Source organism: Parerythrobacter aestuarii, assembly GCF_030140925.1.
GTDB lineage: Bacteria > Pseudomonadota > Alphaproteobacteria > Sphingomonadales > Sphingomonadaceae > Parerythrobacter > Parerythrobacter aestuarii.
The window spans coordinates 1,538,513-1,562,521 of sequence record NZ_JARBWD010000001.1 but is presented as its reverse complement, the minus strand read 5'-3'; the positions used below and the strand labels follow the sequence as shown (position 1 = coordinate 1,562,521).

23 protein-coding genes are annotated in these 24,009 nt (G+C 61.8%); 11 read left to right on the top strand and 12 right to left on the bottom strand.

The features are described from left to right. Positions 1–32 precede the first annotated feature (32 nt). The 3 genes from QPW08_RS07615 (at position 33) to QPW08_RS07605 (ending at position 3,946) form a co-directional block, all read left to right on the top strand. Complete coding sequence (locus tag QPW08_RS07615; protein WP_284125130.1) at positions 33–902, top strand: TauD/TfdA dioxygenase family protein; 870 nt, start codon at positions 33–35, stop codon at positions 900–902. A gap of 111 nt (positions 903–1,013) precedes the next feature. After that, the gene (locus tag QPW08_RS07610) at positions 1,014–3,227 is read left to right on the top strand and encodes an EAL domain-containing protein (protein ID WP_284125129.1); all 2,214 of its coding nucleotides are present in this window, start codon (positions 1,014–1,016) and stop codon (positions 3,225–3,227) included. Between the two features lie 56 nt (positions 3,228–3,283). Beyond that, the gene (locus tag QPW08_RS07605) at positions 3,284–3,946 is read left to right on the top strand and encodes a LuxR C-terminal-related transcriptional regulator (RefSeq protein WP_284125128.1); all 663 of its coding nucleotides are present in this window, start codon (positions 3,284–3,286) and stop codon (positions 3,944–3,946) included. 264 nt (positions 3,947–4,210) lie between these two features. On the opposite strand, the gene QPW08_RS07600 is transcribed toward QPW08_RS07605, so the two are convergent. Both QPW08_RS07600 and QPW08_RS07595 read right to left on the bottom strand, forming a co-directional pair. Next, positions 4,211–5,413 carry a type III PLP-dependent enzyme gene (locus tag QPW08_RS07600; protein WP_284125127.1) on the bottom strand — a complete coding sequence of 401 codons (1,203 nt, stop codon included), beginning with the start codon at positions 5,411–5,413 and terminating at the stop codon, positions 4,211–4,213. 174 nt (positions 5,414–5,587) lie between these two features. Further along, entirely contained in the window at positions 5,588–6,142 is a 555-nt protein-coding gene (locus QPW08_RS07595; protein WP_284125126.1) for a LemA family protein, read from the bottom strand. Between the two features lie 72 nt (positions 6,143–6,214). On the opposite strand from QPW08_RS07595, the gene QPW08_RS07590 reads away from it, so the two are divergent. Then, the gene (locus tag QPW08_RS07590) at positions 6,215–7,171 is read left to right on the top strand and encodes a DUF3137 domain-containing protein (protein ID WP_284125125.1); all 957 of its coding nucleotides are present in this window, start codon (positions 6,215–6,217) and stop codon (positions 7,169–7,171) included. A 3-nt stretch (positions 7,172–7,174) separates the two neighbouring features. On the opposite strand, the gene QPW08_RS07585 is transcribed toward QPW08_RS07590, so the two are convergent. From QPW08_RS07585 to QPW08_RS07575, 3 genes are all read right to left on the bottom strand, one after another. After that, on the bottom strand, positions 7,175–8,347 hold the full coding sequence (locus QPW08_RS07585) for a carboxynorspermidine decarboxylase (protein WP_284125124.1): 1,173 nt from the start codon (positions 8,345–8,347) through the stop codon (positions 7,175–7,177). Positions 8,348–8,349: 2 nt separating this feature from the next. Next, the gene (locus tag QPW08_RS07580) at positions 8,350–8,829 is read right to left on the bottom strand and encodes a PDDEXK family nuclease (RefSeq protein ID WP_284125123.1); all 480 of its coding nucleotides are present in this window, start codon (positions 8,827–8,829) and stop codon (positions 8,350–8,352) included. Positions 8,830–8,904: 75 nt separating this feature from the next. Then, positions 8,905–10,116, bottom strand: a complete 1,212-nt coding sequence (locus QPW08_RS07575; protein ID WP_284125122.1) for a saccharopine dehydrogenase family protein — start codon at positions 10,114–10,116, stop codon at positions 8,905–8,907. Between the two features lie 125 nt (positions 10,117–10,241). Here QPW08_RS07575 and QPW08_RS07570 point away from each other — a divergent pair, with 125 nt between their 5' ends. The 3 genes from QPW08_RS07570 (at position 10,242) to QPW08_RS07560 (ending at position 12,144) form a co-directional block, all read left to right on the top strand. After that, positions 10,242–11,189 carry a threonine ammonia-lyase gene (locus tag QPW08_RS07570; protein ID WP_284125121.1) on the top strand — a complete coding sequence of 316 codons (948 nt, stop codon included), beginning with the start codon at positions 10,242–10,244 and terminating at the stop codon, positions 11,187–11,189. Positions 11,190–11,251: 62 nt separating this feature from the next. Continuing rightward, a complete protein-coding gene (locus tag QPW08_RS07565; RefSeq protein WP_284125120.1) occupies positions 11,252–11,701 on the top strand; it encodes an MAPEG family protein in 450 nt (149 codons plus the stop codon). Then, positions 11,698–12,144 carry an MAPEG family protein gene (locus tag QPW08_RS07560; protein WP_284125119.1) on the top strand — a complete coding sequence of 149 codons (447 nt, stop codon included), beginning with the start codon at positions 11,698–11,700 and terminating at the stop codon, positions 12,142–12,144. Before QPW08_RS07565 ends, QPW08_RS07560 begins: the two co-directional genes overlap by 4 nt. Positions 12,145–12,242: 98 nt before the next feature. On the opposite strand, the gene trxB is transcribed toward QPW08_RS07560, so the two are convergent. Both trxB and QPW08_RS07550 read right to left on the bottom strand, forming a co-directional pair. Beyond that, positions 12,243–13,208, bottom strand: a complete 966-nt coding sequence (trxB, locus tag QPW08_RS07555; protein WP_284125118.1) for a thioredoxin-disulfide reductase — start codon at positions 13,206–13,208, stop codon at positions 12,243–12,245. Positions 13,209–13,294: 86 nt separating this feature from the next. Then, a complete protein-coding gene (locus QPW08_RS07550) occupies positions 13,295–14,074 on the bottom strand; it encodes a tyrosine-protein phosphatase (protein ID WP_284125117.1) in 780 nt (259 codons plus the stop codon). Between the two features lie 149 nt (positions 14,075–14,223). Here QPW08_RS07550 and QPW08_RS07545 point away from each other — a divergent pair, with 149 nt between their 5' ends. Beyond that, complete coding sequence (locus tag QPW08_RS07545; RefSeq protein WP_284125116.1) at positions 14,224–14,691, top strand: response regulator; 468 nt, start codon at positions 14,224–14,226, stop codon at positions 14,689–14,691. A 4-nt stretch (positions 14,692–14,695) separates the two neighbouring features. On the opposite strand, the gene QPW08_RS07540 is transcribed toward QPW08_RS07545, so the two are convergent. The 5 genes from QPW08_RS07540 to QPW08_RS07520 form a co-directional block, all read right to left on the bottom strand. After that, positions 14,696–16,072 (bottom strand): alpha,alpha-trehalose-phosphate synthase (UDP-forming), encoded by a 1,377-nt coding sequence (locus tag QPW08_RS07540; RefSeq protein WP_284125115.1) that lies wholly within the window; start codon positions 16,070–16,072, stop codon positions 14,696–14,698. 6 nt (positions 16,073–16,078) lie between these two features. Further along, positions 16,079–17,890, bottom strand: a complete 1,812-nt coding sequence (locus QPW08_RS07535; RefSeq protein WP_284125114.1) for a glycoside hydrolase family 15 protein — start codon at positions 17,888–17,890, stop codon at positions 16,079–16,081. Beyond that, positions 17,875–18,606, bottom strand: coding sequence for a trehalose-phosphatase (otsB, locus tag QPW08_RS07530; RefSeq protein WP_284125113.1), 732 nt, complete (start codon positions 18,604–18,606; stop codon positions 17,875–17,877). The genes QPW08_RS07535 and otsB overlap by 16 nt, the downstream gene beginning before the upstream one ends. 67 nt (positions 18,607–18,673) lie before the next feature. Then, entirely contained in the window at positions 18,674–19,633 is a 960-nt protein-coding gene (locus QPW08_RS07525; protein WP_284125112.1) for an acyl-CoA dehydrogenase family protein, read from the bottom strand. Further along, complete coding sequence (locus QPW08_RS07520) at positions 19,630–20,769, bottom strand: acyl-CoA dehydrogenase family protein (RefSeq protein WP_284125111.1); 1,140 nt, start codon at positions 20,767–20,769, stop codon at positions 19,630–19,632. The genes QPW08_RS07525 and QPW08_RS07520 overlap by 4 nt, the downstream gene beginning before the upstream one ends. 107 nt (positions 20,770–20,876) lie before the next feature. On the opposite strand from QPW08_RS07520, the gene QPW08_RS07515 reads away from it, so the two are divergent. From QPW08_RS07515 to QPW08_RS07505, 3 genes are all read left to right on the top strand, one after another. Next, positions 20,877–21,680, top strand: coding sequence for a crotonase/enoyl-CoA hydratase family protein (locus QPW08_RS07515; protein WP_284125110.1), 804 nt, complete (start codon positions 20,877–20,879; stop codon positions 21,678–21,680). A 106-nt stretch (positions 21,681–21,786) separates the two neighbouring features. Continuing rightward, a complete protein-coding gene (gene tdh, locus QPW08_RS07510) occupies positions 21,787–22,815 on the top strand; it encodes an L-threonine 3-dehydrogenase (protein WP_284125109.1) in 1,029 nt (342 codons plus the stop codon). Positions 22,816–22,819: 4 nt separating this feature from the next. Further along, positions 22,820–24,001, top strand: a complete 1,182-nt coding sequence (locus tag QPW08_RS07505; protein WP_284125108.1) for a glycine C-acetyltransferase — start codon at positions 22,820–22,822, stop codon at positions 23,999–24,001. The last annotated feature ends 8 nt before the right edge of the window (positions 24,002–24,009 follow it).

Genomic DNA, 24,009 nt, shown 5'->3' with positions numbered 1-24,009 from the left:
TCGCGGCACTCTCTCAGGCAAGGGAGAGAGACATGGCCACCATCGCAAAGACCTTCGACCGCGAAGCGCTCGATACGGGATCGCTCGATGTACGCCCGATGACACCAGCAATCGGGGCCGAGATCCACGGAATCGACCTTGGCGCGAGCAACATCGCCGACAGTATCCCGGCGATCCGCTCGGCTTTGCTCAAATACGGCGTGATCTTCTTCCGCGAGCAGGACCTGACCCAGGACCAGCACATCGCCTTCGCGCGCCACTTCGGCGAACTCGAAATCCATCCGGCTACGCCCAAGGACCAGCCCAATCCGGAGGTCCTGCGCATCGCCCACGGGCCCAAGAGCCGGGGACAAGAGAACAACTGGCATTCGGACGTTACCTGGCGCGAATGCCCATCGCTGGGCTCGATCCTGCTGGCGCGCGAGATCCCGCCGGTCGGCGGCGACACGCTGTTTGCCAACATGCACCTCGCCTATGAGCGACTGAGCCCGAAAATGCAGGAATTCTGCCAGGGGCTGACAGCGGTGCACGATATCGCCCGGGTCTTCGCCAAGCGGCTGGGCAAGGCACCCGAGGACTTGCACGACAAGTATCCGCCGATGCGCCACCCGGTGATCCGGACCCATCCAGAGACCGGCGAACGCGCGATCTACGTCAATAATGGCTTCACCAGCCATATCGAAGGGCTGGCTCCCGAAGAAAGCCGCTGGCTGCTCGACCATCTCTACAAGACTGCATGGGACGTAGAGATCCAGTGCCGGTTCCGCTGGCAGCCTGGCTCGATCGCGTTCTGGGACAACCGCGTGTGCCAGCACCTTGCGGTGAGCGACTATTTCCCTGCAAGGCGGGTGATGGAACGCGTCACAATCGCCGGCGACAAGCCGTTTTTCAAACCGGACTAACGGCGCGAAAAACGGGCGTTTACCGCCTGCCCTTAGCCCAATGGTAACCATTTCCGGCCTACTCCTGCTCGCCAAGCCGCGCGCTTGCGCGAGAAGGGAACGCCGCCGCCTATGTCAGTTCGTAGCCTCTTCCAGGGTAAATCGCCCCGCAGCGATTCCGGGGCATCAGGCGATCTTGCCGGTGTCATTGGACCGGAAGACACGCAAAAGCGGTTGGAAGTGCTCGAAGACATCGAGCAGGCCGGGATCGGCTGGCTATGGGCTAGCGATGCCGATGGCCGCCTTATTTACCTGACCGACGGCGCGCGCGAGAAGCTCGGCAAGGAACGCGGCGAGCTGCTGGGCAAGCCCATCGTCGAGTTGTTTGAAACCGATCCCGACAACCCTGACGGTGCCACCCAGCGCCCGCTCAATTTCCAGCTCAAGGCGCATAACAAGCTGAATGACCTGGTGGTTCGCTTTGCCGACGGCAAGTCGCGCCATGACGTGAAACAGACCTGGTGGTCCATCACAGCGCATCCGAAGTTCGATCGTGGGGGCAAGTTCTGCGGCTATCGCGGCCATGCCAAGGACGTGACAGTCGAGTACGAACGCAAGATCATCGATACCAAGCTGGCAGAATATGACTCGCTGACAGGGCTCGCCAACCGCCACTACATGAACAAGCGGCTGGAAAGCATTCTTGCCGCGTACCGGTCGGCCAAGCGCTCTTGCGCGCTGATGATGCTGGACCTCGACAAGTTCAAGCAGGTCAATGACACCATGGGTCACCCAGCCGGCGACTCGGTCCTGGTCCAGGCGGCTGAACGCCTCCGGGCAATTGTCGGGGATCGCGGTGAGATCGGCCGTCTGGGCGGCGACGAATTCCAGATCATCCTGCCTGATCTCGATGACCGCGGCACTTTGGGTGAAATGGCCGAAAAGATCATCAAGATCGTCTCCCAGCCCTACCCCATCGAAGACGAGAAGCGTGCCGTCATCGGGACATCGGTCGGCATCGCCATTGCTCCCTACGACGGGGTCGACCGGGAAGAATTGGTCAAGGCCTCCGACCTGGCGCTCTATTCCGCCAAGAATGGCGGGCGCGGCCAGTTCCGCTTCTACCACGCCGACCTCAAGGACGAGGAAGAAGAACGGCAGGAACTGCTCGACGACTTGCGTGAGGCGCTAGCCCAAGGCGATCTCGAGCTGAATTACCAGCCCGTTGTTCGTGCCACGGACAATACGGTTGTCTGCCTAGAAGCGTTGATGCGTTGGCACCATGAAGAGCGCGGCTTTGTTAGCCCCGGTGTGTTCATCCCCGTGGCCGAGGAATCCGACCTCATCATCCAGATGGGCGAATGGGCGCTGCGCCAGGCCTGCGACGATGCCAAGCAATGGCCCAGCACCGTACGCGTGGCCGTGAATGTCTCGGCCGTTCAGTTCGCGCACAAGGGCTTCCCTGAAACCGTGGCCAATGTCCTTGCACAGTCCGGGCTCGATCCCGACCGGCTGGAACTGGAGCTGACTGAAAGCGTCTTCCTCGGCGATACCGATGCCGCAGAAGTCACGTTCAAGACCCTCAAGGGGCTCGGAGTGCGCCTGGCGCTCGACGACTTCGGGACCGGCTATTCCTCGCTCAGTTATTTGCGCTCAGCCCCGTTCGACAAGATCAAGGTCGATCGCAGCTTCGTCGACAGCTGTACCGAGCAGGAAAAGAACAGCGCCAAGATCATCGCCGCCATCGTCGGTCTTTCCAATGCGCTGAGCATGGAAACAACGGTCGAGGGCGTCGAAGCCTTCGACCAACTCAAGGTCGTGCGTGACAAGGGTGCCAGCCTGATCCAGGGCTGGCTCTACGCCAAGGCCATGCCGCAGGAAAAGATCCTCGAACTGATCCAGTCCGGCGAATTCAAGATCGAACCCGAGGGGCCGGATACACATCGGCGCGAGCGCCGCAGCATGTTCCGACGGATCGGCATCATCCACGATGACCACCACTATCGAGCCGTCATCCGCGACCTCTCGACCACCGGAGCCCGCATCGATGGCATCGCCGGTGTCCCGATCGGAACCCCGCTGGTGCTCGACCTTGGTTCAGGCCAGCTGGTGGTGTGCGAAGTCACCCGCAGCACGGATGCCATGATCGCGGTCGAATTCGAAACTCCGCTTGTCAGCGATGGTGCTGGCGGGCTGGTGACGCGTCATCGCGTCTCACCCTATGCGCTTGCCGCAGCCGGCATGCCGCTCACTTCGCTGCCTCAGGGCAGCTATCCCATGGAGCGCATGCACGGGGCCGCGACAAGCAAGCCGCAGTTCCTCGAAGTGCAGGTTGGCCACGGCTAAACTCCCGCCACATTGCAACCTTTGCAATCCTTTTGCGTTGGTTCAATATGACTGTGATGGGACAAACAACCGACCAGGGCGCTGCAACGCCGGGTGATGGCGAACGTCATCCCGTGCCCTTGCCAGCCAAATGGGTGCGCGACCTGATCGAAGCCAGCCCGATTGCGTCGGTCATTTCCGATCCTCGCCAGGCCGACAATCCGCTCGTTGCCGTCAACGACGCCTTTGTCGAGCTGACCGGCTACACTCAGGAAGAATGCGTCGGTCGCAATTGCCGGTTTCTTGCCGGGACCGGTACCGAACCGTGGCTGACCGAGAAAATCCGGGAAGGCGTGCGCGAACACAAATCCGTCCTGGTCGAGATCCTCAACTACAAGAAAGACGGTACGCCCTTTCGTAACGCCGTGCTTGTAGCGCCGATTTTCGACGATGATGACCAATTGCAGTATTTTCTCGGCAGCCAGGTCGAGATCGCCGACGACCAGCCGAACATGGGCATGGCCCGACGTGAGCGCGCTGCGCAGATGCTCAAGACCCTTTCCCCACGCCAGCTGGAAGTGACCACGCTGGTCGCTTCAGGCCTGCGCAACAAGGAAGTGGCTGCCAAACTCGGCCTTTCCGAGAAGACCGTGAAGATGCACCGGGGCCTTGTGATGGAGAAGCTGGGCCTCAAGACCAGTGCAGACCTCGTCAGGATCGCCGTCGAAGCCGGTGTGTGACGCTTGAGCGGTGGCGCAGACCATAGCCCAAGGTCCGTATTTTCTTCTTTCTACAGCAGGCCTAAGCGAATCGAGTGCCGGGGTCGGTTGTCGACAGTTTCCTCCTGTCCCTCCCGAAGCGTCTTCCGACCGACCCGGCACTAGCGAGCATGCGACGAGAGCCGCCTTGGTCGCATCCTTGCGAACAGAGGGTCGCTCCTCCGAAGACCGCCGCGACCGATCCCGTCTGCGGCGGTCTTCCTTATCCGGCAATATCAGGAATAATCAGCGCAAGTTGACGACGTTATCCGTCTGCGGGATTTCGCGGTCGCCTCGATAAAGGCTCTGCATCGGCTCATCTTCGACAATGATCTGCTCGGCATTGCCGAAGCCGTTGAAGCCGGTCTTCATCGCTGCGCCATAGGCACCCAGCATGCCGACTTCGATGAAGTCGCCGGCCTGGATGTCTTCAGGCAGCGCGAAGGGCCCTTCCATGAAGTCCGCATCATCGCAGGTCGGGCCGTAGAAAGCGAAGTCCATCTCCGGTTTGATCAGGTCGTCTTCAAGCGCGCGCACCGGGAACTTCCAGCCGACATGCGCGGCGTCATAAAGAGCGCCATAGGCACCGTCGTTGATGTACAGCTCGTCACCACGACGCTTCTCGACCCGCACCACCAGCGAGCTGTATTCAGCGCACAACGCGCGACCAGGCTCGCACCACAGCTCGGCGTTGTAAGCGACCGGCAGCGCCTCGAAGTGCTTGTGGATGATGGCGAAGTAATCTTCCATCGGCGGCGGCTCCATGCCCGGATAGACACTCGGGAACCCGCCCCCCACATCGATCATGTCGATAACGACCGACGCATCGGCAATCGCCGCGCGAGTGCGCTCGATAGCCTGGACATAGGCAAACGGCGTCATCGCCTGGCTGCCGACATGGAAGCAGACGCCCAGCCAGTCGCAATGCTGGCGGGCCAGCTGCAGCAGGCCGGGAGCTTCAGTGAGATCACAGCCGAACTTGCTTGCCAGCGACAGCTCCGAATAGTCGGACGAGACACGGATGCGGACGCAGAGCTTCAGGTCCTTGGCAGGATTTCCCTGCTCATCGCTGCAGGCATCTACGATCTTCTCCAGTTCCTCGGCAGTATCGAGGCTGAAGGTACGCACGCCGTGCTGGTGATAGGCCTCGGCAATCGCGCGCTGCGTCTTGACCGGATGCATGAAACACAGCGTCGCTTCCGGCAACGTCTCCCGCACCAGCCTGACTTCGGCAATCGACGCCACGTCGTAATGCGTCACGCCGTTGGCAAACAGGATGGTGAGCAGTTCAGGCGACGGATTCGCCTTCACGGCATAGAGCACCCGGCCCGGGAACTTCTCGACAAAGAAGCGGGCGGCGCGCGCAGCGGCATGCGGGCGGTTGAGGATTACGGGCTCGTCCGGCGCGAGGGCGCGGACTACAGCCTTGGCATCAGGAAAAATGTGCAACTCAAGGGACCCCCAGAAGGTTTAGTTCTGAACAAGGCTGCCTTGCGGTTAAGAGTCCCCTTGGGGCAGCGGAGCGCGCGCATTACGTGCGCACCGTCTCAAGCGCAAGGAAAAAGTGCCCTGTTTTCCTGACCAATGGGTGCGAATTGCAGGTGTTCCGAAAAAGCCGGAAAGTTACTTGAAGCTGACCTGCGGAACCTGGTCAACAACACCCTGCTCGCTGTCGTCGAGGCGGTGGAAGTCCGCTTCCTGGAACCCCAACGCGCCGGCGAACATCACGGCCGGGAAACTCTCGCGCGCGGTGTTGAAGCGAGCCACCGCTGCATTGAGCGCGCGGCGGGCAGCGGCCAGCTTGTCTTCAGTGTTGGCGAGTTCGCGCTGGAGTTCCTGGAAATTGGTGTTGGCCTTGAGATCGGGATAGTTTTCAGCCAGCGCCAGGAGACGATCGAGAGCGACCTTCAGCTGGGCTTCGTCCGATGACGAAAGGTTCCCGGCTGCGGCGCGATTGCGGGCTTCGGTCACCTGTTCGAACGTGTCCTGCTCGTGCGTGGCATAGCCCTTCACTGTCTCGACAAGGTTGGGGATCAAGTCGTGCCGCTGGCGCAGCTGGGCGTCGATATCGGCGACCCCCTGGCGGACATTCTGCCGCAAGCCGACAAGGCGGTTGTATATCCCCACCACGAGCAGGGCGATGACCGCCACCACGACCAAAACGATTATCACGCCCATTGCCCTACCCCCTTGTTAATGACCCGACTATAGGAGAGCATGGCGCAAGGGGGGTCAAGACCAATGGTTAGCATGCCTGACATCGACCGGCTGATGGCCGGATCGCTGGGGCAATTCCTTGAAGAGCAGCGCAGCGCCCGTGCCGAAGCCAAGTCGCAAGCCTGGAGCCGTGGCTGGAAGGCGGCCATCGTGCTCGGTCCGTTGCTGCTTGCTGGCCTTATCCTGATCCCGATCGACTTCACCGTAAAGCTTTGGGGGGCCGGCTTTGCCTGTGTTGCTGCCTATGGATGGGCCACCGGGCCGATCCGCGAAGCCAAGAAGCGGGTCAAGATCGGCATCAACCAAGGCATCGCCGAGGCGCTGGGTATCCTTTATTCACACGATGGCGACGAAGGGCGCGAGTTCGAACTGGCAAAGCAATTCCGCCTGCTGCCTTCGCATGACCGGTCTTCGACCGAAGACTATTGGAGCGGTGAGCTCGAAGGGCACCAGTTCCTGCTGCACGAGGCGCACCTTGAGGAACGACGCGGATCAGGCAAGAACCGGCGCTGGGTTACGGTATTTCGCGGGGCAATCATCCGCATTGCCTCCGGACGCCGCTTCCATGGCACGACACTGGTCCAGCGTGCCGGCAAGCACCAGAGCTGGTTCGGGCTCGGCGGGCGGAAAGACAGCGTCAAGTTCAAGGGCCACCAGCTCGATGCGGTCGACATGGTCCATCCGGATTTCGAGGACACCTTTGAGGTCTGGAGCGACGACCAGGTCGAAGCCCGCTACCTGGTAGATCCACTCTATGTCGAGCGGCTGCTGGCGATGGAAAACGCCTTCGAAGGAAAAGACGTCTGTTCGCTTTTCGTCGAAGGCGACATCATCGTGGCGGTTCGCGGTGGCAACATGTTCGAAGGCGGCACGATGAACCCTGAGCGTGACCGCGCCATGGTCGAACAGTGCGCCCAGCAATTCGCGTCGATGGGCAACCTTGCCAAGCAGGTGAACCAGCAGCTGGGCTGGAGCGACCAGTCCGGCTAGCGCTCAGCTCAAGCGGTCGCGGAAGTCCTCGTAGCCGAACTCCTTCACCAGCTCGAGCTGGTCGTTTTCGCTGTCCCACAGCCAGATACTCGGCAAAGGCACGCCGTTGAAGGTGTTGGTCTTGACCATCGAATAATGCGCCTGGTCGAGGAAAGCGAAACGCTGGCCCGGCTCGCAGGGCACCGGCAGGTGGTAGTCGCCGATAACATCACCGGCGAGGCAGGAAGGGCCGCCGAGGCGGACCGCCTCACCTTCCACGCTCTCGTGCAGCATCGCCGGACGATACGGCGCTTCGATGACATCGGGCATATGGCAGGTGGCCGAGACATCTGTGATCGCAAAGGGCACTTCGTTGACACCGGCATCGAGAATGGTGCCGACCAGGATCCCGGCATCGAGTGCCACCGCCTCGCCCGGCTCGAGATAGATCTCGGCCCCGGTATCGTCCTTGGCATCCCTCAGGAATTCGACCAGCTCCTCGCGCTGGTAGTCGGCACGGGTGATATGGTGGCCGCCGCCCATGTTGATCCACTTGAGCTGGCCGAACCACGGCTCGATCGCGTCGAACACCTTGTCCCAGGTCTGGTGCAGCGGCTCGAAATCCTGCTCGCACAGATTGTGGAAGTGGATGCCATCGATCCCTTCCATGACCTCCGGCGTCAGCTGGTCGATCGGGAAGCCGAGACGAGAGCCGGGGCTGGAAGGGTCGTAGCGCGGGACTTCGCCGGTCGGCACCATCGGGTTGATGCGCAGCCCGATCTCGAAATCGCCCGCCGTCAGCCGCGCCTGTTCCAAGATCAGCCGCGCCCGCTCGATCTGCTGCGGCGAGTTGAAGATGACATGGTCGGACAGGCGGCAGACCTCTTCGAGGTCCTCCGGCTTGTAGGCCGCGCAATAGGTGCTGATCTCGCCATCATAGAACTCGCTGGCGAGCCGTGCTTCCCACAAACCGCTGGTGCAGACCCCATCGAGATATTCTCCGATGATCGGCGCCACCGACCACATGCTGAAAGCCTTGAGCGCGGCCAGCACCTTGATCTCGGCCGCGTCGCGGATTTCAGCGAGGATCTGCAAATTCGACCGCAATTTCGGGGCATCGACAATGAAAGCAGGGCTATCGACGCGGTTCAGGTCAAAATGCGCAAACGCGCCCGGATCGCCGGCTTTGGTTTCCATTTCTAGTGACTTCCAAACCGGTGGCTAGCCGCCATAGAAATGGCGCGTCGAAGCTCAGCACCTCGAGGACAACCTAGGAAATTCAGATTGCCGATATGGAACGAGCAATTAGGGTGATCGGCACGCCTGCCATAAACAAAACCGCCAGTATGCCAGTCCGCATACAGGTTACCATCAACGTCAAATTCAGGTTGAAAGGTTGAGAAGTGTCCCTCGAAAATCGAACGGTCAGGATGCGGTGGTCCATGTGAAATGATCACCGGCTTCTCGGTGAAAACCGAGAGATCATCGCAGAGTAAGATTTCATGCGCAGTTGGTTTTCGCCCCTTAACCTCAAAATAGGCATCCCAATACGGGATATAGAAATCGGGCAAATACCAGCCGTGATGCAGATCGAAGCCCTCCGGTTCGTAGTCCCAATCGAGTCCCAGACGATCAAAAGCGAATGCCCATCGCGCCTCGGCACGCGATCTAAATTCCACGCCTCTGTAGGTCGTAGGCAAAACTCGCATGACGGATTGGTACCATAGACTGACAACAGTCGCGACGCCCGATGGTTAGAAATCCACCGGTCCGTCCAGTTCCTTCACCTGCCACGGCAGGCCGTGCTGGTTGAGCATGTCCATGAAGGGATCTGGGTCCATCTCTTCCATGTTGAAGACACCGTCACCAGCCCACTTGCCCTGCATCATCATGGCGCTGCCGATCATCGCCGGGACGCCGGTGGTGTAGCTCACCGCCTGGTTGCCGGTTTCCTCATAGGCGGCTTCGTGGCTGCAGATGTTGTTGATGTAGAAGGTCTTCTCGCCTGAACCATCCAGTGTCTCGCCCGTCGCGATACAGCCGATATTGGTGTTGCCCTTGGTCGTCTCGCCCAGGGTTTCCGGCTTGGGCAGCACCGCGGCGAGGAACTGCAGCGGGATGATTTCCTTGCCCTTGTACTTGATCGGCTCGATCGAGGTCATGCCGACATTCTGCAGCACGGTCAGGTGGGTGATATAGGCATCACCGAAGGTCATCCAGAAGCGTGCGCGCTCCATCTCGGGATTGAACCTGGCGAGGCTCTCCAGCTCCTCGTGATACATCATGTACATGTTCTTGGGCCCCACGCCCTCGAAGTCGAACTCGACCTTCTTGCCCATCGCCGGGGTCTCGACGAATTCACCATTCTCCCAGTGCCGCGCGGGCGCGGTCACTTCGCGGATGTTGATTTCGGGGTTGAAGTTGGTGGCGAAGGCCTGGCCGTGATCGCCGCCGTTGCAATCGAGGATGTCGAGCGTGCGGATGGTCTTGAGCTTGTGCTTCTTCAGCCACATGGTGAAGACGCTGGTCACGCCCGGGTCGAAGCCCGAACCGAGCAGCGCCATCAGCCCAGCCTGCTTGAAGCGGTCGTGATAGGCCCACTGCCACTTGTATTCGAACTTGGCCTCGTCCTTGGGCTCGTAATTGGCGGTGTCGAGATAGTTCACGCCCGCTTCGAGGCAGGCGTCCATGATCGGCAGGTCCTGGTATGGCAGCGCGAGGTTGACCACGAGGCTCGGCTGGATCTTGCGGATCAGGTTGACCATCGCCGGAACTTCCTCGGCGTCGATCTCGTAGGTCTTTACTTCGACCCCGCAGCGGGTCTTCACGCTGGCAGCGATGGCATCGCACTTGCTCTTGGTCCGGCTGGCAAGGTGGATATCGCTGAAGATTTCCGGATTGAACGCCATCTTGTGGACGCAGACCGAGCTGACGCCGCCGGCACCGATCACGAGAACTGTGGACATGGAACCCTCTTTCATTACTGATCCCCCGCGAAGGCGGGGGCCTCATGATTTCTGGCGGAACGCCGGTTGCCCGAGGTCCCCGCCTTCGCGGGGACTCACATAAGGAAATGCACTGGCAGGGCAATATGATCCGAACACCAACTCGCACAGGCATCATCGAAGCGATGGAGAAGATCGCTGCGATCCTGCGGCCCACCCCATTGCTCCCCGTCGAGATCGACGGCGTGCAGTGCTGGGCCAAGGCCGAAGTGCTGCAACCGGTTGGTGCCTTCAAGATCAGAGGCGCGTGGCACAGGCTGTCTGCCCTTTCCGACGAGGAGAAGGCACGCGGCGTAGTCGCGGTGTCCTCCGGCAACCATGCGCAAGGCGTGGCTTGGGCGGCGCGCAAGCTCGGTATCGCCGCAACCATCGTCATGCCGCGTGATGCGCCCAAGGTGAAGCTGGACGCGACCGCCGCGCTGGGTGCAGAGATCGTGCTGTACGAGCGCCCGGGTGAGGATCGTGATGCCGTGGCGGCAAGCCTGATCGAGCAACAGGGCGGCACGCTGGTCCATGCCTTTGGCGACCCATGGGTGATCGAGGGCCAAGGCACCGCCGGTATCGAAATCACCGAACAGTTGGGGCGTGAACCCTCTCGCATACTCGCCTGCTGCGGCGGCGGTGGGCTAGCTGCGGGCCTGTCGCTGGCCTGCCCAGAAAGTGCCATCGTCCCGGTCGAGCCCGTTGGGTGGGACATGGTCGGACAAGCCATCGAAGCCGGCGAGATCGTGTCGGTCGGTGCCAATCCGCCGAAGACAATCTGCGATGCGCTGCAACCAACCGCCACCAAGCCGATCAATCTCGCTGTGCTCAAGGACCGTTCGGATGCCGGCGTAGCTGTCACCGATGACGAAGTCCGTGCGGCCCAGCGTTTCGCATTTTCGAAGATGCGGCTGGTCGTGGAGCCCGGTGGCGCTGCCGCACTTGCCGCCGCCCTCGCCGGTAAGGTCCCGCTTGATCAGAACACGGTGATCATGCTCACCGGCGGCAATACCGATGCGGCCAGCTATGCGGAGACGATTGCCGCAGGATAGGTTGCGTTTGACAATCGCCAGCGCCCCCGCCACCACTTGCGCTTCACAAGGGAGGGGAGCCCATGCAAGCACAAATGCTCGCGCCGGCCGCCGTATTGGTCGTCTGGTCAATCATCATGCTGTTCTGGACTGCGGGGACGCGGTTTCCAGCGATGGCCAAGTCAGGGATGGACCTGAAAGAAGCCAAGCCCGGCGGACGCGGCCAGGACCTGGAAGGGGTGATCCCCGACAAGGTCAACTGGAAGTCGCATAACTACGCCCACCTGATGGAACAGCCGACGATCTTCTATCCGACCGTCCTGATCCTCGCCATGATGGGTGCCACGGGGACAGACGTGCTGCTGGCATGGGGCTATGTCGGGCTGCGCATCGTCCATTCGCTGTGGCAAGCGCTGGTCAATGTCGTCAGCGTCCGCTTCCTGATCTTCCTCGTTTCCACCATCGTTCTGACTGCGCTTGCGATCCGTGCAGTGATGGCAACCCTGTTCCACAATCCTGGAGTTCTTGCATGACCACCGGCATGGCCATTCTTCAACCTGTCGTTGCGCTCGCCATCTGGACGATGGTGATGTGGCTGTGGATGTACGCCACCCGCATCCCGGCGATGAACAAAGCGCCTGAAATAGACACGGCCAACCTCACTGGAGGCACGGGCAAGGACCTGGATGCGGTCCTGCCTGCTAACGTCCAGTGGAAAGCGCACAATTACAATCACCTGCATGAACAACCAACGGTGTTCTATGCTATTGCCATCACCCTCGCCATTGTCGGCCAGGGCGATGGGATCAATGCCTTGCTGGGCTGGATGTACATGGGGCTGCGGGTGATCCACTCGCTGGTCCAGGTTACCGCAAACAAGGTGCTGGTGCGTTTCATCCTGTTCGCACTGTCGAGCCTGGTACTGATCGCGCTTATTCTGCACGCGACCCTGTTCCTGTTCGACATTCACATGTAACGTTGCGGTGTGTCCCAGCGCAGGCTGGGACCGCCCACAAACTGGCTGCACATTAGTTTCAGGAGGCCCCAGCCTACGCTGGGGCTGAATCCTTGGGGCTATTCCGCCGCTTCAGCCTCAGCGAACTCGAGCGTGGCGAGGAATCGCTCGGCATCGAGCGCAGCCATGCAACCCATACCCGCTGCCGTGACGGCCTGGCGATAGGTGTGGTCGGTCACATCGCCGGCCGCAAAGACGCCCGGAACCTCTGTCTTCGGTGAGCCCGGTTCGGTCAGCAGGTAGCCGCCTTCGTCCATCGGCAGCTTGCCCTTGAACAATTCGGTTGCCGGCGCGTGACCAATCGCAACGAAGGCACCATCGACTTCCAGGGTCGAGGCCTCACCCGTCTGGGTGTCTTTGAGCACGAGATGGCCCAGAGTGCCGTTCTCGCCTGCTTCGAACCTCTCGACGGTCTTGTTCCAGAGCGTCGAGATCTTGGGGTTCTTGAACAGCCGTTCCTGCAGGATCTTTTCGCTGCGCAACTCGTCGCGCCGGTGGATCAGCGTCACGTCGTCGGAGTGATTGGTCAGGTACAGTGCCTCTTCGACTGCGGTATTCCCACCGCCGATCACTGCGACCTTCTTGCCACGATAGAAGAACCCGTCGCAGGTGGCGCAAGCGCTCACACCCTTGCCGCCCAGTTCCTGTTCGCCCGGCACGCCCAGCCATTTGGCCTGCGCTCCGGTCGCAATGACAAGCACATCTCCGATATACTCATCACCGCTGTCGCCAACAGCGCGGAAGGGCGAGCCCCCGGCAATATCGACTTCTACGATGGTATCCCACATCATCTTCGTGCCGACATGTTCGGCCTGCTTCTGCATCTGCTCCATCAGCCACGGGCCCTGGATCACGTCAGCGAAGCCGGGATAGTTCTCGACATCGGTGGTGATGGTCAGCTGCCCGCCGGGCTGGATGCCCTGCACCACGATCGGTTCCATCATCGCCCGCGCGCCGTAAATGGCGGCTGAATATCCGGCCGGGCCGGAGCCGATGATGAGCATCTTGGTACGGTGGGTAGCCATTGTCAGTGTCCTGTCAGCGCGCGGAGCGGTTGCCCGCGAAAGAAGTTCCTTTGCGACGGGGCGCGGCGCCCGTCCAGCCGATGTGGTCAGCTTTCCACCAGATGCAAGCGCAGCGCGGCTCGCTTTGCTTCGTCCACCCCGAGCGCCTCTTCAAGGAACGTCTCGACCGAACCGTATTGTTCCGTCAACGCCTTGCGCGCGGCCAGCAGGTAACGCTCATCGACGCCCATCACCACGCGTACGGTCTCATCATCGACATCACCGTAGCGGGCGCGGATGGTCGGGGCACTTTGCGCGATGCGGGCTTCCTGGTCGCCCACCTTGTTGGTGAGAAGGAAGTCCTCCATCGCATCGTCGGGGTGAACGCCCAATGCTTGATGCAACAGGTCAACCGCCATGCCGGTGCGGTCTTTGCCCGCATGGCAATGAACCAGGCTCGCCCCTTCCCCCTTCGCCAAGGCATCGAAATACCGCCGCATGATCCACAACAGGTTTGTGCGCGTCGGTAGCGCCGAATAGAGCCTTTCCATCGCCTGGCGGGCATCCTCTGCCGTCATGGCACCTTCCACCGCTTCCATGTGATGGCCGAGCCCGGCTGTCTCGCCATCGAAATAGAGCAGCTCACCTGAGAAGCCGCCGGGCAGATTGACCGGCTGCCCCGCCCGCTCTCCATTCCCGCGCAAATCGACGACATGCGCCAGCGCCAGCGCGTCCATCGCCTGAAGGTCTGCCTCGCTGGCTTCGGCGTGGTGGCCTGAACGAAACAGCAGCCCGCGCTTCACACGGCCTCCGCCGGGGATGGCATAGCCACCATAGTCGCGGAAATTGTGGACATGCTCGAGCGGTAGGACGCGATCGGATTTCATGCGCGCTGCCTTGGCATGACGAATCCGGATGACACAAGCACCGCTGTGTCTGCGCCTATCAGGACAAATCCCTAGGGTACGGTTTCCGGATGCTTGCCATACTCCCGCCTATCCTCGCGGCATGACCAAATCCCAAGGAGCCGGGGCCCATGGCGCATATCCTGATAGTCGACGATGACGAGCTGATTGCCGAGCTGGCGGCGGAAATCCTGATTTCAGGCGGCCACGCCTGTGGTTGGGTCACAGACGGGAAGAAGGCGCTTGAACTTCTAAACTGGAAGCGACCTGACCTGGTTCTGCTCGACCAGGACATGCCGGGCATGTCCGGAGCGCAAGTGCTGCGCCAAATCCGCGCTTCCCCAAGCCTTTACGACCTGCCGGTGATCATGTTTACCGCCATGAGCGGCGCGAGCGACGAAGAGCAGGCACGCTACAACGGAGCGCAGGACTATATTCGCAAGCCGTTCGACCAGAAGTTCATGCTGCTCAAGATCCGCCAGGTGCTGGCAGCGCGAGCCGAAGGCCCCAAGCATCGCGACCTGCGTGAGTTTCTGGCCCAATCCAACGGCATACGAGCGGAGAACCAACCGCATATCCCAACGCGGCGTTTTGTGTGAGGCCCTAGCCCTTCAGGTCGCCAATGAAGCTGGCTGTCCACTCCTGCACATTGTCGTCGCGGACTGTGCCGATCATGGCCTGATACCGCCGCTTGCGCTCCTCCAGCGGCATGTCGAGCGCGGTCTTGATCGCATGGCTGAGATCATCCGGACTGTGCGGGTTGACCAACACAGCATCCGGCATCTGCGCCGCCGCCCCTGCAAAGCGTGAGAGGATCAGCACGCCGGGATCGTCCGGGTCTTGCGCCGCAACATATTCCTTCGCGACCAGGTTCATGCCGTCGCGAAGCGGCGTGACCATCCCGATCTTGGCCGCACGGAAGAATCCGTACAGCTCAGCGTGGCTGTAGCCCTTGTTGACATAGCGGATCGGGACAATATCGACTTCGCTGCGGGCACCGTTGATCTGGCCGGTCTTTTGCTCGAGCGTGTTGCGGATTTTCTGATAGCTTTCGACGTCCTCGCGGCTCGGTGGGGCTATCTGGATATAGACCAGGTCACGCACGCGCTCCGGATTCTGGTCGAAGAAGCGCCCGATCCCGTCGATCCGCTCCGGCAATCCCTTGGAATAGTCGAGCCTGTCGACCCCGATCATGGCCGTACGATGCCGGGTCGAGGCAAGCAGCCGCTGCGCGCCCTGTCGCGCTTCGCCGGTTTCGCCCTGGGCTTGGAAGTGATCCCAGTCGATACCGATGGGATAGGCCTTCGCCAGCACTGTGCGCCCTTCATGGGTAACTTCGCCAGTCGCTTCGTTGACCTCGGCACCCAGCTCCTTGGCGCAATAATGCAGGAAACTCTCCAGCCATTCCTGGGTCTGGAAACCGATCACGTCGTAATGCAGCATCGTCTTCACCAGCCGCTCGTGGAATGGCAGCGAGACGAACAGCCGGGTCGGCGGCCACGGGATGTGGAGGAAGAAGCCGATCCGGTTCTTGAGGCCCCTCGCCCGCAAGCGTTCGCCCAGCGGGATCAGGTGGTAGTCGTGGACCCAGACGAGGTCATCCTGCTCGATCAGCGCTTCGACACATTCGGCGAAGCGTTCGTTGACGCGCTCGTAGCCCTTGCCGGTTTCGCGTTCGTATTCTGTGAGATCGAGCCGATAGTGAAACAGTGGCCACAGCGTGGAATTGGCGTAACCATTGTAATATTCGTCCACGTCGCGGGTCGAGAGGTCGATGGTTGCAGTGGTCACGCCATCGTTGCGCTGGAGGTTGATATTGCCGGTGCGATCCTCGCTTTCCTGGCCTGACCAGCCGAACCAGATGCCGCCGAATTTCTTCAGCGCCGAGTTGAGCGCACCTGCCAGCCCGCCTTGCGCACCCGCCGCACCGCGGGCCTTGGGCACCGCAACACGGTTCGAAATGACGACCAGCCGGCTCACCTCATATCACCTCACTTCGCTCCAGGGTCGGGACAGCAGCCCGGCACAGTTGATTATGCCTACCAGCGAGTAGGTCTGCGGGAAGTTCCCCCATAGCTCGCCGCTCTCCCAATCGAGATCCTCGCTGAGCATGCCCGAACCGGTGCGATGCTGGAGCATGGTGCAGAACAATCCGCGCGCTTCCTCGCTGCGACCAGCCAGGTGCAAGGCTTCGATAAGCCAGAAAGTGCAGACGTTGAAAGCAGTCTCCGGCGCACCGAAATCGTCTTCCGTTGCATAGCGCAGCATGTGCTCGCCGCGGCGCAGTTCCTTTTCGATAGCAGCGAAGGTCGACTGGAAGCGCGGATCGCTGGGTTGCAGGAAGCGCAGGTCGATCATCTGCAGCAGGCTGGCATCGAGATAATCGGTTTGGAAGCTGGCCTTGTAGTGTCCCGTACTGCCATTCCCGTCGCCTTCGACCCAGGCTTCGGTCTCGATCTTCGCCCTGATGGCATCGGCCCGTTCGCGCCACAGCTTGGCGCGTTCTGGCTTGCCGAGGCGTTCGGCGGTCCCGGCCAATCGATCGCAAGCCGCCCAACTCATTACAGCGGAATAGGTGTGTACTTCCTGCCGCGTGCGGAATTCCCATAGCCCGGCGTCGGGCTGGTCGTGCATCTGCCACGCCATTTCGCCGACCTGTTCGAGGCTTTCGAAATCGCGATCGTCGGCAATCCGCAGCAAGCGCCGATCGATAAAGCCCTGCACAGTGGGCAACACGATCTGGCCGTAGCAATCGTGCTGCACCTGCTTGTAGGCGGCATTCCCGCGCCGCACCGGGCCCATGCCGCGATAGCCGGCAAGATGTGCGGCAGTGAGCTCATCAAGCTCGCTTTCGCCCATCACCGAATAGAGCGGCTGGATCTGCCCGCCCTTGGCACCGTCGACGATATTCCTGAGGTAGCCGAGGTATTTCTCGAGCACATCCAGCGCACCCAGCCGGTTGAGCGCCTGCACGGTGTAATAGGAATCGCGAATCCAGCAGTAGCGGTAGTCCCAGTTGCGCTCCGAATGCGCGGCCTCGGGGATCGAGGTCGTCAGCGCAGCGACAATGGCCCCGGTTTCCTCATGTTGGCACAGCTTGAGCACAATGGCGCAGCGGATGACCTCGTCCTGCCATTCGAACGGGGTGGCGAGCCCGCGCACCCATTGCTGCCAGTACTTGCGGGTCGATTGCTCCATCCGCCGGATTTCTTCGCGCAGGTTCCCGACAAATGGTTCGTCCGGCCCGAGGAAGAAATGCAAATCGTCCTCGACCCGGAATGTACGCTGTTCGAGCACATAGCCGACTGGCGCATCGGTGCTGAGCCGCAATGCCTGTGGTCCGACTAGGTAGCGAATATGGTTGGTGCCGTTGGTCGTCTCGACCGTCTGCGCGCCGTAGTTCTTCATAGGCCGCAGCACGACCTTGATGCGCGGATTGCCGGCAATCGGGCGCACGATCCGGCCGAAGGCGACCGGGCGGTACATCCGCCCCTTGCCTTCATAGCGCGGACAGAAGTCGAGCACCTCCACCACGCTGCCGTCTTCGGCCTCCAGCCGGGTGATCAGGATCGGCGTGTTGCGGATGTAGTGCTGGCTGGCGGAGACCTGCCCCTCCAGCTCGAAGCGCCAGATGCCCTTGTCTCGTGTATCGCCATTGAGCAGTGCACAGAACACCGGATCGCCATCGACCCGGGGGACACAGCCCCACACCAGCGCCCCAGTGCGGTCGATCAAGCCTGAGACCTGGCAATTGCCGATAGGCCAAAGTTCAAGGTCTGCAGTCACAGGTTCAGCCATGCATGAACGTCTTTCACGGTGGAGAGTTGGTAGCGGGCAGCGGTTTCAGGGCGGTCGCCAACCAGGATACCGAACCCGCCAAGCGCATGGCAGGCGGCAAAGCCGTCTTCATCAGTCACATCGTCGCCAATGAAGATCGGCGTCGTGCCCGCAAAAGGATTCCGCTCCATCAGCAATCGCACCGCTCCCCCCTTGTCGGCACCCGGCCGGACGAGCTCGATCACGCATTTGCCGGACTTGGTGGCGAGGCCATGCTCCTCCGCCAGCTCGCCCGCGAAACGATGCGCTTCCCCTTCGAGATCGGGTTTGCCGCGATAATGCAGCGCGGCTCCATGCGACTTGCGTTCGTAGAGGAGGCCATGAGCCTGCGCGAACTGGCCAAGGCTTTCGCCGATTGCCGGCGGCAAAGGCTCCGCCTCTTGCAACTCCTCGCCATCATGCGACTGCACATGCCCGCCATGCGATCCGGCGAGATGCAGCGAGAGCTGTCCGAGGAACTGAGTCAAATTGTCGATGCTGCGCCCGGAAACCAGCGCCAGCCGTCCCCCCAACCTGCCAGCCAGCGCTTCCAGTCGGGCACCCAGCCCCTCACCCACGTTGATAGCATCCGGCCCTTCGGCAATCTCCACCAGCGTCCCGTCGAAATCGAGGAACAACGCCGCCCGCTCCAGCTCGGCGAGCGGCGGAGGCGGCGGGAGAGTGCTGCGCTGCAACATGGATCACAGGCATAGCGGCTTGGAGGCACCATGCAAGGCACCGGGCCTATGGATAGCTATGCAGCCCTCAAATGAGGTCTTGATTCATCAGATCGGACCGCAGAGTGAGCTGGTCCCACATCTCGACCGAATGCATCATGCTGACATGGCGGCCCAGCCACAGGCTCCAGTAGGCATCGGTGCCACCCTCGCTGCGCCAGCCCATCATGCGCCGGGTCAACTCGTTGAGCGGATATTCGCGGGTGAAGCCGATGGCACCGTGGACCTGGTGCGCCAGCGCCGTACCCGTGCCGATCGCCCGGTTGGCGCGCAGTTTGGCAGCCCCCACTTCGAACCGCGCGCCGCCATAGTCGAGCGCCCGTGCCGCGCCTTGCGCCGCGCAATTCACCGCCGCTGCCTCGCACGCGATCAGGGCAATACTTTGCTGCACGGCCTGGAATTTCGACAAGGGTCGCCCGAACTGGGTGCGCTGGCTGCAATGCTCGATCGCCAGCGCCAACGCGGCATCGAGCGCTCCGGCGGTCTGGCACACCCGCAGCCAGGCTACCCAGTCGAACAACGGATACGCCGGTCCGAGCGGCGTAGCCTGATCAATCTCGTAGCGCAGGCCATCGCGCGGCTCTCCAGCCGGATTGCTGCCTTCTTCGATCGCGCCGCTGACGAGCAGCGCAGCCTCGTCATGCTCGACTACCACTCCGGCGGCAAAACGGCCCCACGGCACCCGCGCGCCATGCTTTTCCGCCAGCGACAGCATCCCGTCGGGTGCTTCGACGCCGGCCTGGTGCAGGACATGCCGCGCTAGGATATGTTCGCCCAGCGGCGCTGACAGCGCATGCATCCCGGCGAGCCGCATGACCGCGCCGAGGTCACGGAAATCGCCCCCGAATCCGCCGTCTTCCTCGGGGATCATCATCAGCCCGAACCCGGCCTCCTCGATGCGCGGCCACGCCTGCTCGAAAGGCAGTCCGCGCAGCTCAGCGAACAGGCGTTCGGCCATCTCGACCAGTTGGGCCTGGTTCTCGCTCATCTGAGGCCCAGCCCCCGGGCAATGATCCCGCGCATGATTTCCCTGGTCCCGCCGCGCAGCGAAAAGCTCGGAGAGGTTTGCAACAATAGCGAAAGTATCCGCTCGATTGGGCGGTCGTTCGCAAGGTCGCATTCAAGCACCGCCTGCACTGCTACCGGCATTTCCTGCTCGTAGCTATTGCCCAGGTCCTTGACGATGGCCGCTTCCACTGTCGGGTCCTGCCCGCTGGCCAGCTTGGCCGCGACCGACATCGACATCTGCCGCAAGGTCCACATGTCGGCCCACAGCTTGCCGACAAGGCCCACAATCTCGGGCGGGTAGCTGGGATTGAGCTCGTTGATCAGCGCCGCCAGCAGGGCGTGACTGGAAAGATAGCGCTCGGGGCCCGAGCGCTCCAGCGCCAGCTCCGCGGTGGCTTGTTTCCAGCCCTCGCCCTCGACCCCCACCAAGGCCTCATGCGGGACCAGAACGTCTTCAAAAAAGACCTCGTTGAATTCGGCAGTCCCGAACATGTCCATGATCGGGCGGATAGTGATGCCGGGCGTGTCGAGATCGATCAGGAACTGGCTCAGCCCCTGCTGCCGCTCGCTGCCTTCCTCGCTGCGGACCAGAGCCAGCATGACATGGGCATAATGCGCACCGCTGGTCCAGATCTTCTGCCCGTTGATGAGCCAACCCTTGTCGGTCTTGCGAGCGGTCGTGCGCACTGCCGCAAGATCCGAGCCAGCATTGGGTTCGGACAGGCCTATGCAGGCGTATAGCTCGCCCGCCGCCATGCCGGGCAGGTATTTCTCCCGCTGCGCCTCGGTACCATAACGCAGCAGCAGCGGGCCGGTCTGGCGGTCGGCGATCCAGTGCGCCCCGACCGGCGCTCCGGCGGCCAGCACTTCCTCCAGCACGATGTAGCGCTCCAGCGGGTCGCGCTCATGCCCGCCATACTGCTCCGGCCACAGCATGCCGACCAGCCCCGCCTGCCCCATCGCACGCGAGCATTCCGGATCGGCGACCGACCAGCAATTGGCCAGCTTTTCGGGCGCCTGGTGACGAATGAAATCGCTCACCGTGGCGCGCACCCGCTTGCGCCAGCCGATTGCATCGGGCGGCGTTTCGAAGGGATGGATGACAAAAGTCTGCACCCACGCCTGATGCGCAAAAGCGCGTGTGGGTGCAAGCTCTGGTCGCAATATCTGGTCACCAACAAAAGTGCTGCTAGGGAAGCGGCAAAGCGACAAGGAGAGACAGTATGGGCGATTTCGTAAAGCTGGAAGAACGCGGCAAGGTCGCGATCATGACGCTCAACAGCCCGGAAACGCTCAATGCCATTGGCACGCAGGAGGATTGCGAGGATGTGATCGCCGCACTCCACGCCATCGGGGACGACACGGGCGTTTCCTGCGCCATCCTAACCGGTACCGGCAAGGGCTTCAGCGCAGGCGGCAATATCAAGGCAATGAAGGAAAAGAGCGGGATCGGCCCGCGCGACAAGCCCGATGAGACCCGCAGCAACTATCGCCGCGGGGTCCAGCGCATAACCCGCGCTTTCATGGATTGCGAGGTCCCGCTGATCGCGGCGGTCAATGGCCATGCCGTCGGCCTCGGCTGCGACCTCGCCTGCCTGTGCGATATTCGCTTGGCGGCAGAAAGCGCCAAATTCTCCGCCAGCTTCATCAAGGTCGGGATTGTCCCGGGCGATGGCGGTGCCTGGTCGCTGCAGCGCGTGGTCGGTTATTCGCAGGCAGCTGAAATGTTCCTTACGGGGGATCGCTATTCGGCCGAAGAGGCGAAGGGCTTCGGCCTCGTCAGCCGGGTGGTGCCCGATGCGGAACTCCTCGACGCCTCGCTGGAGATCGCGGAACGCATCGCCGCCAACCCGGCCCGCTCGCTGCGACTCACCAAGCGGCTCCTGCGCGAGGCGCAGCACAGCCGCATGTCGGATATTCTCGAGCTATCGGCTGCCTACCAGGCGCTCGCCCACACGACCGACGACCACGCCGAAGCGGTCGATGCCTTTATGGAAAAACGCCCGCCCAATTTCACCGGCGGTTAGCGTTGTCCCCAGCTCCGCTGTCGGGCATAGGGCCGGGCATTGAAGCGAGACCGCGTCGCGACCCACAGGTGGCGGTGCGCGGCTTGCAATTCTCAGGAGTGAAAAAGTGAAGGCACTGGTCAAGGCGAAGGCTGAAAAAGGCCTATGGTTGCAGGATGTCCCTGAACCCGACATCGGCCCCAATGACGTCAAGGTGAAGATCCTGCGCACCGCGATCTGCGGCACCGACATGCATATCTGGAACTGGGACGAATGGGCCCAGCGAACCATCCCCGTGCCCATGGTGGTGGGCCACGAATTCGTCGGCAAGATCGTCGCGTTCGGCGACAATGTCTCCGGTTTCGAGATCGGCCAGATCGTCTCGGGCGAAGGCCATGTCGTGTGCGGCCGGTGCCGCAATTGCATGGCCGGCCGCCGCCACATGTGCGCCGATGCGCAGGGAATCGGGGTCAATCGCTCGGGTGCATTTGCCGAGTATCTGGTGCTTCCCGCAGCTAATCTTTGGGTTCATAATCAAGATATTGATCTCGATATTGCAAGTATTTTCGACCCTTTCGGCAATGCCGTGCACACCGCATTGCAATTCGACGTTCTGGGCGAAGACGTGCTGGTCGTCGGAGCCGGCCCGATCGGCATCATGGCCGCAGCCGTCTGCCGACATGCCGGGGCGCGCCATATTGTCGTCAGCGACCTCAACGAGGATCGCCTCGCCCTCGCCGCCCGCATGGGGGCGACAGCGACCGTCAACCCCACCAAGCGCGACATCAAGGATATCCAGAAAGAGCTCGGCATGAGCGAAGGCTTCGATGTCGGGCTTGAGATGTCCGGCTCGCAACCCGGCTTCGCTTCGCTGATCGACAACATGGCGCACGGTGGGCGCGTGGCGATACTCGGCCTGCCGGCAGAGAAGCCGACCATCGACATGGACAAGGTCATCTTCAGCATGCTGACGCTCAAGGGCGTCTACGGCCGCGAAATCTTCGAGACCTGGTACAAGATGTCGGTCTTCATCCAGTCCGGGCTGGACCTGTCACCGATCATCACTCACCGCCTGCCGGTCGACCGCTTCGAGGAAGGCTTTGCCGCCATGGCGTCAGGCGAAGCCTGCAAGGTCGTGCTGAACTGGGAGGAATAAAGCCATGAGCACCGCATTCTACGAGCACCTGGCCGCTGAACTCGATTCGATCGAGGAACAGGGCCTGACCAAGCACGAACAACAGATCACTTCGCCTCAGAGCGGAACGGTGGAACTGGGCGACCGCGAGGTCGTGAACCTGTGCGCCAACAACTACCTCGGCCTTGCCGACCATCCCGAAATCCTCGCCGCCAGCCGCGCCGCACTCGACGAATACGGTTTCGGCATGGCCTCGGTTCGCTTCATCTGCGGCACGCAGGACCAGCACAAGGAGCTGGAAGCGAGCATCTCCGACTTCGTGGGGTTTGAGGACACGATCCTCTACCCCTCCTGCTTCGATGCCAATGGAGGGCTGTTTGAGACACTTCTGGGGCCGGAAGACGCGATCATTTCCGATGCGCTCAACCATGCCAGCATCATCGATGGCGTTCGCCTCAGCAAGGCAAAGCGCTATCGCTATTCCAACAATGACATGGGCGAGCTGGAACAATGCCTGAAAGATGCTGATGCGGCGGGTGCCCGTTTCAAACTCATCACTACCGATGGCGTGTTCTCCATGGACGGCTTTATCGCCCGGCTCGATGAGATCTGCAACCTGGCAGAGAAATACGACGCGCTGGTCCACTTCGACGATTGCCACGCTACCGGCTTCCTGGGCGAGAACGGCCGCGGGACGCACGAATATCGTGGCTGCATGGATAGGGTCGACATCACCACCGGCACGCTAGGCAAAGCGCTCGGCGGGGCGAGCGGCGGCTACACCAGCGCGCGCAAGGAAGTGGTCGGCCTGCTGCGCCAGCGCTCGCGGCCCTACCTGTTTTCGAACTCGGTCGCCCCGCCAGTGGTCGCCGGGTCGATCAAGGCGCTCGAACTCGCCCGCCGCGGCGAGCAACGTGCAACCTTGTGGGACAACACTGCCTACTTCCGTGGCAAGCTGGAAGAAGCCGGCTTCGACGTCCTGCCCGGCGAGCACCCGATCATCCCGATCATGCTCTACGATGCCAAGAAAGCGGCCGATTTCGCGGCTGGCGCGCGGGCAGCCGGGATCTATGTCACCGCCTTCTCGTTCCCGGTCGTACCCAGGGGTCAGGCTCGCATTCGCACTCAGATGTCCTCGGCCATAACCCGCGAGGAGATCGATCGCGCAGTGGATGTGTTTGCAACGGTCGCGAAGCAGGTTGGCTAGTATCGATG